This window comes from Psychrobacter sp. AH5 (assembly GCF_040371085.1).
GTDB lineage: Bacteria > Pseudomonadota > Gammaproteobacteria > Pseudomonadales > Moraxellaceae > Psychrobacter.
The window spans coordinates 2928167-2943017 of record NZ_JAMBMT010000001.1; the positions used below are offsets into that span (position 1 = coordinate 2928167).

Here is a 14851-nt window from a genome sequence, read left to right on the forward strand (position 1 = left end):
TATAGAAGAGATGAGATATGGCACAATCACTTTCAGATGCGCACATTTTAGTTAGTATGACCTATGCTAGCCGTGCAAACCCAGATGTCTCCGCTAAAGACTTTAATGAGATTTTGCAGCAGGCTAATGAGAATAATGCGGCTAATGGCATTACAGGGATGCTAATTTTCAATAAAAATTACTTTTTGCAAACTATCGAAGGGCCAAGAGCACAGATTAACCGCTTGTTATACAGTTTGATAGCAGATACGCGTCATCATGATCTGCAAATCATTGAAACTCGCGAATTAAAGCATAGAGACTGGGCTAAGTGGTCGATGAACTATGCCTCGCCAACACCTGCCAATGCTGCTATTTATCTTAAGTATTCAACGACCCTTGATTTTAATCCATACCTGTTAAGTGCTGAAGCGGCAAATAACTTAATGCATGAGCTTAGTACCCAAAAGAGTAGCTAATTAAAACTACTATTAGAACTATTGAGTTGTTTTTAAGCGATAAAAATATAGCAGGCATAAAAAAAGAGAGCATAGGCTCTCTTTTTTATCGTTAAGTATTTATTACTAGGTAATAAATTACTGAGCTGGCTCTTCAACAACAACTACGTCGTCAGCAGCGTCAACAGCTGGAGTTTCGCTAGCTACGTCTACGCTAGTAGTAGTACCGTCGACAGGAACTTCAGCGTCCATCTCGTCAGTAGCAGTAGCAGCTTGTGCTTCAGCGATATCAGCTTCAGCAGCTTGTGCAGCAGCAGCAGCGTCAGCATCTACAACTTCGCCGTCAGCAGCAGCTTCATTTAGCTCTTCTTGCGCGTCTTGTACTTCTTCTTGCGCATCAGATAAATCTTCAGCAGCGTTTTCAGTGTTGCTATCACAAGCAGTTAGGCCGAAAGTTGCAGTCATGATACCAGCTAGTGCAAGTAATTTGATGTTCATAGGTTTTCTCCAAAAAATGAAAGGGTATGGTAGCAACAATAAAAGGCTGAACATTATAGATATTTTTAAATATCTTGATATTCAACCGTCAATGGTCACAGCTACTCAGCTTCCACGCATTCTATACTCTTTTTTTGATAATGAAAAGAGTTTATGTGATTAATTAGCAATAAAAATGTAAATAATATTTACATACTATATATTATTAGGATTTTGTACATTTTAATGAAAATCAACTAGTTGTTTATACCCTCAAAAGTTTTGAAAGAATAACAGTGAGCTATCAGCTATTTTGTAACTCATAATGATACGAAGTGAGTTTTACTAATATAATTAAAATGTGCTGAATTTTTACAATGAGGTAAATTGAGTCGTGCTAAGGTTTTTGGTATTAATAGATATAAAAACTAAATAGCTTCAGTTAGAGGATACAGCTTATGAAATGGCGAGGTAGAAGAGGCAGCACCAACGTACGTACTAGCAGCGGCGGTGGTAAAATGATCGGTGGCGGTATTGGTGGCATTATTATAGCGGGTATTTTGTGGCTAGTGTTTGGCGTCAATCCAATGACGGCCTTACAAACGGGGCAAATGGTAACACAAGGCAGTAGTAGTAACTCTACCGAAGTCGCCACTAGCAGTGATCGCGATACTCAGTTTGTGCAAGTGGTATTGGCAGATACCGAAGAGGTATGGGGACAGATCTTTAGCGAAGGAGGCGAAACATATAAGGAGCCAGAGCTTATACTTTTCAGTGGTCAAATTAACTCAGCTTGTGGTAGTGCTACTGCAGCAAGTGGTCCTTTTTATTGTCCAGGCGATCAGACTATTTACCTTGATACTAGTTTTTTTCGAGAAATGCGCCAAAATTTGGGAATAAGTGGCGATCAGCAAGGCTCAGGTGAGCAAGAGAACCAAGGTAAGGCAGGCGATTTTGCGCAAGCTTACGTTATCGCTCATGAGGTCGGTCATCATGTGCAAACGCTATTAGGAATAAGCCAACAGGTCAATCAAGCTCGTCGTCAAGTCAGTCAAGCACAAGCTAACCAGTTATCGGTATTACAAGAGCTACAAGCAGACTGCTTTGCTGGAGTATGGGCTAACCGTAATCAACAACGAGTTCAGTTTTTGGAGGCTGGAGATATTGATGAAGCTATCAATGCGGCCGGACAAATTGGCGATGATCGTCTCGCTCAAGCAAGTGGCCGTACAGTAACCCCAGATAGCTTTACCCATGGTACGAGTCAACAACGAATTAACTGGTTCACCCGCGGGTTAGAAAGCGGCAAGGTACAGGCTTGCGATACTTTTAGCGGGGCATTGTAGTTATAGTAGTAATAGAGTGGTTTTGTTAGATAGGCTAAAGGTTAGATAGGCTAAAAGTGATAGATAGAGTGTTGATTTAGATAAACCCGATTTCAAATAAATATCAATCCATAAAAAAACCTACAATTTATATTGTAGGTTTTTATTAACTTATCATTAATAAGTGTTAGTCTTTAGTTTTGTCATAAATATAACCACCAGCGCCGCCTAGAGCAGCACCGCCTAATGCGCCGCGAGCTATGTCTTTACTATCGCCGCCGCTTCTAATCAAAGCACCAGCAACCGCGCCAGCAGTAGCGCCTTTAGCAGTGTTACTCATACCGCTATTGTAGCCACCCGTAGAGTTACAACCAGTCATTATCAATGCTGAGCTTGTAATAGCAGTCATTGCAATAGTTTTAGCAAATTTCATATCGTCACCTATTAAATTGTAAAGTTGATCAGTGATCTTTTCACTACCAATAAGAGCATCTGTAATAATCAACCGTACTGTTATTATTATTACAGCTAGCTATCAATAAAGAAAAAACCCACTTGCATTAATAGTCATAGTAACCGTATTGCAAAAACTCAGTCGTATTAAATAAGCTATCATTTGCAAATATTCTGTAAGCTATGTGTCCCAACTGTGTCCTTAGTCGCTATTTGGCTAAAGTTGCTGGTTTAAAGCTATAAAATAAGCTAACGGTTTTGTAGACAGAATCAATGGCTGACGACATTGATTCTGTCATTATCTTAGATTAGCTCAAAGCAAAAAAAAGACCACTACTAAGTGATCTTTTATTCAATAACTACAGTTAAAGCTAATTCATAGATTTGCGTTTCATCTGCTCAAAGAACTCGTCGTTAGTTTTAGCTTCTTTTAGACGATCTAATAAGAACTCAGTCGCTTGCACACCGTCCATAGGTTGTAATAGCTTACGCAAAATCCAAACCTTACGAAGTTTGTCTTCATCGAGTAGACGCTCTTCACGGCGTGTGCCTGATTTTTTGATATTAATAGCAGGGAATACTCGCTTTTCGGCCAAGTCGCGCTCAAGGGTAATCTCTTGGTTGCCGGTACCTTTGAACTCTTCAAAGATAACGCTATCCATTTTACTACCCGTATCGATCAAGGCACTAGCGATAATCGTCAAGCTACCCCCTTCTTCGACATTACGAGCGGCACCAAAGAAGCGTTTTGGACGCTCAAGCGCATTGGCATCAAGGCCACCGGTTAATACTTTGCCAGATGAAGGTATCACGGTGTTATAAGCGCGGGCAAGGCGAGTGATAGAGTCTAATAAAATAACCACATCTTGCTTATGCTCAACGAGACGCTTGGCTTTTTCGATAACCATCTCAGCCACTTGTACATGGCGCTGCGGCGGCTCATCGAAGGTTGAGGCAACCACTTCACCGCGTACCGTACGCTCCATCTCAGTGACTTCTTCTGGACGCTCATCAATCAATAACACGATCAAATAACATTCAGGATTGTTACGAGTAATAGACTGGGCGATGGTCTGTAGTAGCATGGTTTTACCGGCTTTTGGCGGCGCTACAATAATAGAGCGCTGACCTTTACCAATAGGCGCAATCAGATCGATAATACGACCCGTCAAATCCTCGGTAGTCCCGTTACCAATCTCAAGCTTAAGCTGCTCAGTAGGAAATAGCGGTGTTAAATTTTCAAAGATGAGCTTATGGCGCGAGCGATCTGGCGTATCAAAGTTAATCTCTCCTACTTTTAGTAGGGCAAAATAACGCTCAGAATCTTTTGGCGGCCGAATAGTACCCGCGATACTGTCGCCCGTTTTTAGGCTAAAACGTCTAATCTGGCTAGGGCTGACATAGATGTCATCAGGACCTGCCAAGTAAGAGCCTTCAGAGGAGCGCAAAAAGCCAAAACCGTCTGGAAGCACTTCTAATACGCCATCACCGTAGATAGCTTCGCCGTTACGAGCATGAGTTTTTAAGATAGCAAAGATAATGTCTTGTTTACGGCTACGCGCCATATTATCAAGCCCCATTTCTTTGGCGATAGCCAAAAGCTCAGCGATTGATTTTTTCTTTAGTTCAGTCAAATTCATAGGAAAGTCATTAGCAGGTTATCAGGCGAGAGAGGCCGTAAGCAGCACAACCTAAGACATTGATTAAAACAATATAAGGATAGGATGTGTGCACAGAGTTGAGTTTATGTTGCCTTGATTTTTTATATCAGCTCAGCACTAATTATAGCGATTTACAACAGCGTTGCTAAGAATGAGTATAAAGAAGGTGACATAAGAGTCTTGGTTAAGAGCTCAGTATCAGTAATTGTATTTGGTAATTGTGTTCAATAACGATAGTTGTTTTTTGCATTAAAAAACACGAGGAGACTAGCGACAAGACGCTTATAAAACAATTGTATTTATCTTGTGAGCAGACTATACGGTTATCGACAGGTCGTTGTCAATTATTTTTGTTCAAAAACACAGCAAAATAGTTTTTTTGCTCAAAAAGGAAGCAAAAAGCCATTATTGGTTATCAATAATGACTTTTTGATTAATAGCTATCACCTATTAGTCTTAATAAGATTAGCTATTTAATGTTATAGATGCTTATCTAATACTTTCGCCAATTCTGCTTTTGGCTGTAGACCCATTACCGAATCTACTTTTTCGCCGTCTTTAAAGACAAATAAGGTTGGGATGTTACGAATACCAAAACGGCTAGCGGCTTGTGGGTTATTATCGACATCTACTTTGACGATTTTTACTTTCCCCTCATAATCAGCGGCTAAATCTTCTAAGATAGGAGCGATAGATTTGCAAGGACCACACCACGTTGCCCAAAAGTCTACTAATACAGGCATATCGGCTTGTAGAACGTCTTTATCAAAATCGGTATCAGTAGTATTAACGATTAAATCTGACATAGTTTTTCTCTCTTTTTATTAGCTTTATAGCGCTTAATAACAAAGCTTATTGCTGTTATATTAAAGGCTATAGATAAGTAAGCGCGAATGAATTTATGCCGACATAGTAACATATTTGCTGACCCTTGACAGAGCCTAGGCGGTTAAAATGTTTAACTATTAATATTAATACAATCAATCGAAACACAAGGATACAGACCAGCCCTCTTACTCCTATTCCACTATAAATTATATAAGTTAGATTATTTATGCTCTTTACCGAAGATGAAACCTTAGCGCTTAATGAAGAAGAAAAGAACCGTCCTGTTGAGTTTTTTCAGCACTTTGCTGAGTCGATTACTGTCTTTGAGGACGATGATATTTGGGTAGTTGATAAGCCGGCAGGCCTGCTTAGTGTCGATGGCAGAACGCTAAAAGTGAGCTTATTATCACGGCTTGAGCGCGTCAATCCAGCGGTCAAGTTGATTCATCGCTTAGATATGGATACCTCAGGATTGCTTATTTTTGGCAAAAACGCTGCTGCGCAAACTCATATTAGTAAACAGTTTATCGCGCGCTTACCACAAAAAATGTATCAAGCTAGAGTGTTTGGCAAGTGGCAAGATGTTGGCGCGATTGGCAAGATATCAGCGCCAGTGCGTTATGAGCCAAGCCTAAAGCCGCGCCATATCGTCGATCCTGATTGGCCAAAAAACGCCTTGACTCATTATGAAGTATTGGCACACGAAACCCTTAGCAATCAAAGAAAGAAAAATGAAAGCACAGATAAAAAAAGCTTAGAGGACAAAAACGACCAGCAGGCACAAATCGTCACTCGTGTCGCGCTCAAGCCTATTACCGGACGTAGCCATCAGTTACGCGTGCACATGGTACATATCGCTCATGTAATCATTGGCGATCCGATTTATGCTGAAGGGGAGGCGCTAACGATTGTACCGCGTCTTAACTTACATGCTCAGCAATTACGGCTGAAACATCCGGTATTAGAAGCTTGGATGGATTGGGAAAGTCCCACTCCTTTTTAAATTATAGGTATTTTTACAAGGATTGTCTCATGATTAACATTGCTAAAGCTAAGAGCAGCATTAAAGATAGTCTCAAAGATCGTCTTACGCATAATAAGTCTACAGCTGACCACAGTACTACTACAAGCCAGCCTCAAGCGGTAGACTGTGAGCTGTTAATCATTGGGGCCGGTATCGCTGGTATTGGTATGGCGAGCCGTCTACAACAGTATGACAATAAAGCGCTATTTAAGGACAAAGCTGATAATAAAAAAACCGATAGCGCAGCCAACAGCCAAGCGAAGGCTACAGAGCGTTTTATACTATTAGAGAAGCGTGCGGACTTGGGCGGTACTTGGGATTTATTTAACTACCCAGGTATTCGCTCTGACTCTGATGCGCTGACTTTTGGCTATAGCTTTCGGCCTTGGCTTGATCACAAAATGCTCGTCAATGGCAAAGCTATAAAAAGCTATATTGCCGATACCGCTGCTGAATTCGATGTCGCCCGTCATATCCGCTATCGTCATGAAGCAAAGCAGTTGTCATGGTCAAGTGAGGATAAACAATGGACAGCGACTATTACTAATCTGGCAACGGATGACACGCTCACTTTAACCGCCAATTTTATCGTCGGCGCTACGGGTTATTATAACTTTGAGCAAGGCTACAAACCGCATTTCACTGCTGAAAAAGATTTTAAGGGTCAAATCGTTCATCCGCAGCAATGGCAGGATATCGATTATGATAATAAAAAGCTGCTCATCATCGGTAGCGGAGCCACGGCAATGACATTGCTACCAGCTCTCGTTGATGACAGTGCCTCGCAGCAGGCAAGTCATGTCACTATGCTGCAGCGCTCGCCCACTTATGTCGCAAGTGTGCCAGCTGATGATTATGCTATGGAAAAACTATCCGGTAAGCGCTCGCCTTTATCAAAGCAGCAAGCCTACAAGCTAGTACGTGCTCGTAACGTGCTAATGCAGCAAGCGACTTATCGAGCTTCGCTTTATGCGCCAAAGATTATGAAAGCGCTTATGAAACAAGGGGTAAAAAAAGAGCTTAAAGGCAGTGATATCGATATAAAACACTTCTCGCCTGATTATAATCCGTGGGATCAGCGCGTTTGTGCGGTGCCAGATAGTGATTTTTTTAAGGCGCTACAAAGCGGTCGCGCAGAAGTCGTTACTGACGAGATAGAGCGATTTACACCGACGGGTGTTTTATTAAAATCAGGTAAAGCGCTTGAGGCGGATATTATCGTCACGGCAACCGGTCTTAATTTACAAGTATTGGGCGGTGCTGAGCTGATTGTCGATGGACAAAAGGTCGATATAGGCAAACGCATGACATACAAGGCGGTATTGATAGAGGGCGTACCGAATATGGCAGTGCTGTTCGGTTATACCAATGCTTCGTGGACGCTAAAGATAGATTTAGCTTGTCAGTATCTACTACGGCTTATCGGCTATATGAATAAGCAGGGTTATCAGGTCGCTATCCCAAAAGCGCAAACCAGTAACGAGACAGTACAAATCCAAGCGGATACCGTTATGGGCGCATTAAGCTCAGGATATGTTTATCGGGCTAAAGAGGTGCTACCTAAGCAAGGCGACCGTTATCCATGGCAGGTAATGAATAACTATCTAACAGATCGCCTTATGCTCAAATATCGCAAAATTGATGATAAGTGGCTGCGCTTTAAACGCTAACCTCTTTTAAATTCATATAACCGCTTTATTTTCAACTGGCTATAGCTACAAATTCGCTAACTTGTTTGCTCAGTATTTGCCACAGCTTTATCTGCGCGCTCTTACTGCCCCAAGCGTTATGCGGACTAAAAATCACGCGCGGATGATCTTTTAAAGTGAGCAATGGATCATCACTAGTAATCGGCTCTACTTCAAAAACGTCACTAGCATAGCCGATAATTTGCTCGCTATTCACCGCCTCAGTAAGCGCTTGGCTATCGACAATACCGCCGCGTGCGACATTGACTAGTAACGGCTGCTTATTCATTTTGGCTAGAGTCTCTTTATTAATTAAGTGCTGAGTTTGCTCATTTAATGGACAATGTAGACTGATAACATCGCAGCTGGCAAGCACCTCATCAAAAGCGCTATAGTCACTATTACGGGGCTCTTTGCCTTGATGCTCCGCCCATAATACAGTCATACCAAAAGCGCGAGCAATGTCAGTCACGCGCTTACCGATAGTACCGACACCGATAATACCAAGCGTTTTATCTTCCAAATCTATTAGCGACACATCTAATAGACAAAAACTGCCATCATCACGCCATGTGCCATCAACGACTTTTTGATGATAATAAATACCCGCGCGCATTGCATTTAGCATCAGCATAAAGGTGTGTTCTGGCACACTTTTTACCGCGTAGCCTGCCACGTTATACAAAGTGACGTTATGCTCATCGCAAGCCTGCTTATCGACATTATTGATACCAGTAGCGGTCAGTTGAATGAGTTTTAGCTTAGGCAGCTTTGCGATAACGGCGGCGCTGATTTGTACTTTATTAACAAAGATAATATCAGCATCTTGGCAGCGCTCAATAATAAGCGCGTCTTCTTGCGGCGTATCGTCATAAGTCACATAATCGCTGATACCCTTTGGTGCTGGTAGCTCAATATCATCAGAAAAAGTCGCCATATCCAAAAATACTGCTTTCATAGTAAGTCCCTTTTATTAAATCTCTATTAAACGCATCTATTGTTAATTAGTCCCTAATGTATCATGACCTTTGAGATATAAACACCAAATCTCTGAACATAAATAAGCTAAGCGATGGCTTGATAATAAGCTCTTGAAAAACTCATTTAGCGCACTCATCTAACCGCTAACGTTATATAATAGTGCCAATTTCAGTTATGGGGCTTTGCTAATGAAAAGCTTGATAGCTAAATAGTAGTAATTATTTTATAACCCCCTTTATCACATTCTATTTTCTTATCATTTAAGGTCAAAAGATACCGCCCTATGACTATTTCTACCGCCTCATTACTCAGTAGCGAATTCGCTGTTGGTCAACGTTTTTTATCCGATACGGAGTCCGAATTGGGCTTGGGGGTGGTCGTCGATGTCGATGATCGCTGTGTGCACATCTTGTTTCCGCAAAGTGAAGAGACGCGCGTTTACGCCAAAAACTCCGCGCCACTATCAAGAGTAGTGTTCAAAGTGGGTGATAGTATCTCTGATCAACAAGGTCAGAGCTATACTGTCACAGATGTCACTGAGGTGATGGGCGTGCTCAAATATAGTGTTGAGGACGATGAAAAAGGCGTCGAAGTCAAACCTATTATGGAAACGCGCTTGGCGGCTAATATTACTTTGGCTAAACCTCTTGAGCGTCTACTAGCAGGCCGCATTGAGCGCAGTGATTGGTATGATTTGCGCCAAGATATTTTGCGTATGCAATCAGCGCTAGCCGGTCATCCGCTCAAAGGTCTCATGGGCGCGCGTGTCGATATTATTGAACATCAGCTTTATATTGCTCACGAAGTCGGTAAGCGTATCGCTCCGCGCGTCTTGCTTGCTGATGAAGTCGGCCTTGGCAAAACCATTGAGGCTGGCTTGATTATCCATCAGCAGCTATTAACAGGTAAAGCGGAGCGCGTATTGATACTAGTGCCTGATAGCTTGCAGTATCAGTGGATGATTGAGCTGCGCCGCCGTTTTAACCTGAACTTTGCCTTATTTGATCTAGTGCGTACCGCTGCGATAAAAGAGCACGATCCTGAACAAAACGTCTTTGCCACTGAGCAGTGTATTATCGCTGGTATGGATTTATTACTCGATCATCACGATCTTTATGAGCAAGCGATAGAAGCAGGCTTTGATCTATTAGTGGTTGATGAAGCCCATCATCTGCATTGGGATGAAGCGCAAGGCGGTAATGATAAATATGAGCTAATAGCGGATTTTGCTAATGAGACTCCAGGGGTGATGCTATTGACCGCCACTCCTGAGCAATTAGGGGCGCAAAGTCACTTTGCCCGCTTGCGTCTACTTGATCCTGATCGTTTCGATGATTTGGATGAATTTATTAACAGTCAAGACGCTTTTGCTGAGACGGCGGCTGTCGCTAGTATTCTAATAGAAGATAAGCCACTAAGCACGGGTCAAATCGGCGCTTTGAGTCATCTGCTCGATATCAGTATTGATGAGCTTGCCGCTATCAATGAAGATGACAAACTGCGGACTTATGCGTTAAATGAGCTGCTAGATCGTCACGGTACTGGGCGCGTATTATTCCGTAATACGCGCGAAAGTGTCAAAGGCTTCTATGGTCGCACAAGCCGAGCACACCCACTGCCGCTGCCAGAAGCTTGGATCGACAGCTATCAAACCAATGGCAAACTGCGTGAGCAGCTATGGGGCGAGGAAAATCAGCCCGATGGCGGCTGGCTTGAGGACGACCCGCGCGTACCTTGGCTGATCGATATTCTAAAAGGCGAGCTCAAGCACGAAAAGGTACTGCTTATCGCTCGTAGTGGCGCAACCGTTGAGAGCTTAGAGGCGGTACTGCGTCTACATGCTGGTATTAAGACCGCTATCTTTACTGAGCAGATGACGCTGCTTGAGCGCGACCAAGCCTCAGCGTTCTTTGCCGATTTGGAGGGCGCGCAGATACTACTATGCTCGGAGATTGGTTCAGAGGGTCGTAACTTTCAGTTTGCAAGCCAGCTTATTCTTTGGGACTTGCCAGCCAATCCTGATACTTTAGAGCAGCGTATTGGTCGCCTAGATCGTATTGGCCAGACTCAGCAAATCACCTTGCACGTGCCCTATGTTGAAGGCACAGCGCAGGAGCGTCTATACCACTGGTATAACAGCGCGCTAAATATGTTTAATCAAATCTCGCCAACCGCTCAAAGCGTGCAAGAAGAATATATCCAAACCTTAAAGCCGCTGCTAGAAGGCGCTGATACAGCGGACAATCAGCAAGCGCTACAAGCGGTCATCGCTGAAGCTAAGCAAACGCGTTTAGGGTTAGAGGCACAGCTGCAAGCGGGACGCGATCGTCTGCTTGAGTACAACTCTTGCCGTCCGCGCGTCGCCGGACGCATCAAAGACGCTATGCAAGATTTTGACAAACATAACCTGCTGCCAAAGTTCGTTGAGCGTTTTTTGGCCTCCGCTAACATTGATCATAGCGTACAGCGTGATGGCTCATGGGTCATAACCCCGATTGATAGTACTGAGATTAGCGAGTATATCGAGAGCTTGCCTCTTGGTGAAGATGGCATGACTTTGACCTTTGAGCGCAAGCTGGCTTTGCAGCGCGAAGAGATTGACTTTATCACCCATGAGCATCCGCTGATGCGCGCAATCTATGAGCTGGCGAGTACCAGCACCTTTGGTAATACCACGGTTGGTATGCTCAAAAGCGCCGCTATGCCACAAGGCACAGTGCTGCTTGAGATTAACTTTCGGGTCGAGACTATCGCGCCAAAATTGCTTAATCTACCAGCGACTCTACCCACGCAAAATATTCGCGTGTTTATGAGCGAGCAAGGTAGCGATCTATCAAGCCGTATTAGCTCAGAGATGATTATGCCGCATATTGAGCGCTTAGATAATAATCGTGCAAGGCAAGTGATTAAAGCGCGCGGCGATATCATTGAGCAGCGCTATTATGAAGCCGAAGAGATTGCTCGCAGTCAGCTAACACAGATTGGCGTGCAAGCAAGTGAGCGTTTTAGTCAGCAGTGGTCGCGTGAGATTAAGCGTCTCAAGCATCTGCAAACGATTAATCCTAACGTGCGCTTAGAGGAGATTGAGCGCTTAGAGCAGCTGCAAGCACAAGGTAAGCAAGCGCTAGCAAACTTATCGCTAGTGCCAGACTCTATACGTATATTAGTCGCGGTAAAACCCTAACAGTAGAGGTAATACAAAAGAGGTGCTAAACAGCGCCTTTTTTTATGAGAGGAAGATAAAAATGACTTAGCATTTTTTGTTATTAATTAAAAAATAATAGCACTCTGTCCAAACAGTCAGCATAATCCTAGCTGACAAGTATTACCTAACTGGTCAAATAGGTATATATTGAGTAATATATTCAATCTTTAAAGCATTATAAAGTCATCAAAATGACAATAATACTCCTTGGCAAAGGTGGTTAAAACATAAGGAAACTTAACGTCATGCCTGATATGTCTGATAACTTGCAACTCATTGATGATCTACTAGCGACAGTAACGCTGATCGAAGTCAGCCCTGATGTATTTGAAGGGAAGAGTCACGATTATGTCGGCTCACGTATCTTTGGCGGGCAAGTACTGGCGCAAGCCATTATGGCTGCCGCCCACACCCTAAATGACGACAAGCCTTGTCACTCGCTGCACGGTTATTTTTTGCGTGGTGGCGATATCAATCAGCCAGTGATTTATCAAGTACGCCGATTGCGTGATGGGCGCAGCCTCTCAGCTCGTGAAGTTACCGCTATTCAATATAAGCAGGCGCGCGGCAAAGAGCCTATCGAGCAAGTGATATTTTCGATGATTGCTTCCTTCTCGCCGATAGAAGAGGGGCTTGAGTATCAAGAGAGTATGCCGGCTTATCCGCCGCCAGAGGATTTGGCCTCAGAGCAAGAGCTAAAAGATGAGCATGTCGGTAAGGTGCCAGATGCCCTAAAAGCACGTTTTATGCGTCGTCGTCATGTGGAGATAAAACCGGTCAAACCGCGTGACCCTATTAACCCCATTCCCATGAAACCAAAGCAGGCTAATTGGCTGCGTATTCATCAATTAGGTATTCAGCCTGTGGCAATCCAGCAGGCGCTATTGGCTTTTTCATCCGATTTTTATCTAGTCGGTACAGGCTTGATGTCGCATGGTATCAGCTTTATGACTAGCGGTTTGCAAGCGGCGAGTATCGATCACTCAATGCATTTTCACCGTCCGTTCGATCTCAATGATTGGCTGCTCTATGATATGTGGAGTGATACCACCTCAAGCTCAAAAGGTCTCAATCACGGTCAGTTTTGGCAAGATGGTAATCTAGTGGCTACTGTACAACAAGAAGGTCTGATGCGCCTCAGAGTGCCGAAGTCTTAATCTAAAATAGCTTTGTAAAATGTGTTTTAATTACTAGCTATTGACTTAATATCAGTGGTTGTGGGTTAGTAGTGTGGATTCTAAAAAATATTGAAATATTCGACGCTAATTTCTTAAGTTTAAGATGCTGGGCTAAAGCGCCAGCCTACGGTATAACTTAGCTTGTTAGCAGAAAATATTTTTTGCAATAACCGATAATATACCAATTAATTTTAAGGTATAACAAACATAGGTGATGTCGTGTCGGCTGCGGCTTTAGCCCAGCGTTATTGGTAAATAGTTTGGCCTAAACCTGAATAATCTTAATCATAGCGCGCGGCAGTCCGAGACTATCGCACGCTTTTTGTTTATCCAACCATTTAAAAGCGATATCCGCTGCTGCAAGTTTCTCACCCAATTGGGCAATTTTTTCATCGTCAACAACTAACTTCTGCGGCTGCAAATACCAATGAAAATGCGTTAGCGAGTGCTTGATAGGGGCGTCGTCTAATAAAGTGTCGCTAATGGATTCCGCTACCAGTTTATTCTCTGCCAGCCACTCATTAATAATTTGCTCAGCAACGGTAAATTCGGCTTCATATACTTTGTCATTGCTACGTACTGCTAGTTTTTGTGATTGAGATTCTGAGGGTTTTGTTAATTCACTAGCCTCAACCTTTTCGACAAACTGCAATGGTAAACTCCATAAACCGCCCCAAATTCCAGTATCCGGACGTTGCAGCCATAATGTCTTACCCTCAGCATTTTTGATGATAAGCGCATTGCTAAATTTACTTGGTTTGGGCTGCTTTTTTGCCTTAACCGGATAGTCCATCTCGCGCCCTTCAGCATGAGCGATACAATCGGCTTTTAACGGACATAACTGACAGCTCGGATTACGACGCACACAAAGCGTCGCACCCATATCCATCATCGCTTGTGCAAAGAGTCCTGAATGCTCTGTAGGCGTTAAGCGTACTGCTAACGCCCATAGCTCTTTTGTGGTCGCAGATTTGGTGATATCGCCATCGATAGCTGCCCAGCGCGTCAGGACGCGTTTGACATTACCATCACAAATGACGCCGTATTTGTGTAAACCCATCGCCATAATCGCGCCAGCGGTGGAAGGTCCCACGCCTGCTATCGCCTCCCAACCTGCTAAAGTCTGCGGAAAGTTACTTGTCTGATTTATGACCTCTACCAATTGTTTCGCGCCTTTATGCAAATTACGCGCGCGTGCATAGTAGCCCATACCTGCCCAATGCTCAGCGATTACCTCCCAATCCGCTGCCGCCAAATCCTGCACCGTTGGGAAAGACTCCATAAAACGGGCAAAGTAAGGGAGCACGGTCTTGACCTGCGTTTGTTGCAGCATAACTTCAGACAGCCAAACGATATAAGGATTGGGCGTGTCGGTTTGGTGCTGCTGCCAAGGCAAATCATGGCGACCGTCGGTTTCGAACCAGTCGAGAAGACGCGGTGCGAAGGTGTTGAGCGATTGGGTAGAGTGAGGGAGGTTTTCTTCTGAATTATTAATTTTTGAGCTAGCGTTTGTTTGCGTCATAGATTTGGTCTTGGCAGGTAGGATGCGCCGCGCGCACCGATTAGGAGGTCGCAAATAATCATCGTAGTAGTT

At 43.6% G+C, this 14851-nt stretch carries 12 protein-coding genes; 6 read left to right on the forward strand and 6 right to left on the reverse strand.

What is annotated here, in order from left to right; genetic code table 11:
- The first annotated feature begins 17 nt into the window (after positions 1 to 17).
- On the forward strand, positions 18 to 458 hold the full coding sequence (locus tag M0N77_RS12515) for a BLUF domain-containing protein (RefSeq protein WP_353105496.1): 441 nt from the start codon (positions 18 to 20) through the stop codon (positions 456 to 458).
- A gap of 117 nt (positions 459 to 575) precedes the next feature.
- Here M0N77_RS12515 and M0N77_RS12520 read toward each other — a convergent pair whose 3' ends face one another.
- Complete coding sequence (locus M0N77_RS12520; RefSeq protein WP_353105497.1) at positions 576 to 935, reverse strand: hypothetical protein; 360 nt, start codon at positions 933 to 935, stop codon at positions 576 to 578.
- Positions 936 to 1372: 437 nt separating this feature from the next.
- Between M0N77_RS12520 and M0N77_RS12525 the strand changes: the two genes are divergently transcribed.
- The gene (locus tag M0N77_RS12525; protein ID WP_353105498.1) at positions 1373 to 2260 is read left to right on the forward strand and encodes a neutral zinc metallopeptidase; all 888 of its coding nucleotides are present in this window, start codon (positions 1373 to 1375) and stop codon (positions 2258 to 2260) included.
- Positions 2261 to 2426: 166 nt separating this feature from the next.
- Here the strand turns inward: M0N77_RS12525 and M0N77_RS12530 are convergent, their stop codons facing one another.
- From M0N77_RS12530 to trxA, 3 genes are all read right to left on the reverse strand, one after another.
- Positions 2427 to 2672, reverse strand: a complete 246-nt coding sequence (locus M0N77_RS12530) for a hypothetical protein (RefSeq protein ID WP_353105499.1) — start codon at positions 2670 to 2672, stop codon at positions 2427 to 2429.
- A gap of 391 nt (positions 2673 to 3063) precedes the next feature.
- A complete protein-coding gene (gene rho / locus M0N77_RS12535) occupies positions 3064 to 4332 on the reverse strand; it encodes a transcription termination factor Rho (protein ID WP_353105500.1) in 1269 nt (422 codons plus the stop codon).
- Between the two features lie 500 nt (positions 4333 to 4832).
- The gene (trxA, locus tag M0N77_RS12540; protein WP_353105501.1) at positions 4833 to 5159 is read right to left on the reverse strand and encodes a thioredoxin; all 327 of its coding nucleotides are present in this window, start codon (positions 5157 to 5159) and stop codon (positions 4833 to 4835) included.
- Between the two features lie 248 nt (positions 5160 to 5407).
- Between trxA and M0N77_RS12545 the strand changes: the two genes are divergently transcribed.
- Together M0N77_RS12545 and M0N77_RS12550 are read left to right on the forward strand one after the other, a co-directional pair.
- Positions 5408 to 6184 (forward strand): RluA family pseudouridine synthase, encoded by a 777-nt coding sequence (locus tag M0N77_RS12545; protein ID WP_353105502.1) that lies wholly within the window; start codon positions 5408 to 5410, stop codon positions 6182 to 6184.
- Positions 6185 to 6213: 29 nt separating this feature from the next.
- A complete protein-coding gene (locus M0N77_RS12550; protein ID WP_353105503.1) occupies positions 6214 to 7875 on the forward strand; it encodes an NAD(P)/FAD-dependent oxidoreductase in 1662 nt (553 codons plus the stop codon).
- Between the two features lie 31 nt (positions 7876 to 7906).
- Here M0N77_RS12550 and M0N77_RS12555 read toward each other — a convergent pair whose 3' ends face one another.
- Positions 7907 to 8851, reverse strand: coding sequence for a D-2-hydroxyacid dehydrogenase (locus M0N77_RS12555; protein WP_353105504.1), 945 nt, complete (start codon positions 8849 to 8851; stop codon positions 7907 to 7909).
- Between the two features lie 306 nt (positions 8852 to 9157).
- On the opposite strand from M0N77_RS12555, the gene rapA reads away from it, so the two are divergent.
- Complete coding sequence (rapA, locus tag M0N77_RS12560; RefSeq protein ID WP_353105505.1) at positions 9158 to 12058, forward strand: RNA polymerase-associated protein RapA; 2901 nt, start codon at positions 9158 to 9160, stop codon at positions 12056 to 12058.
- A 275-nt stretch (positions 12059 to 12333) separates the two neighbouring features.
- On the forward strand, positions 12334 to 13236 hold the full coding sequence (locus M0N77_RS12565) for an acyl-CoA thioesterase II (RefSeq protein WP_353105644.1): 903 nt from the start codon (positions 12334 to 12336) through the stop codon (positions 13234 to 13236).
- Between the two features lie 286 nt (positions 13237 to 13522).
- On the opposite strand, the gene mutY is transcribed toward M0N77_RS12565, so the two are convergent.
- Positions 13523 to 14779, reverse strand: a complete 1257-nt coding sequence (mutY, locus tag M0N77_RS12570; RefSeq protein WP_353105506.1) for an A/G-specific adenine glycosylase — start codon at positions 14777 to 14779, stop codon at positions 13523 to 13525.
- Positions 14780 to 14851 lie beyond the last annotated feature (72 nt).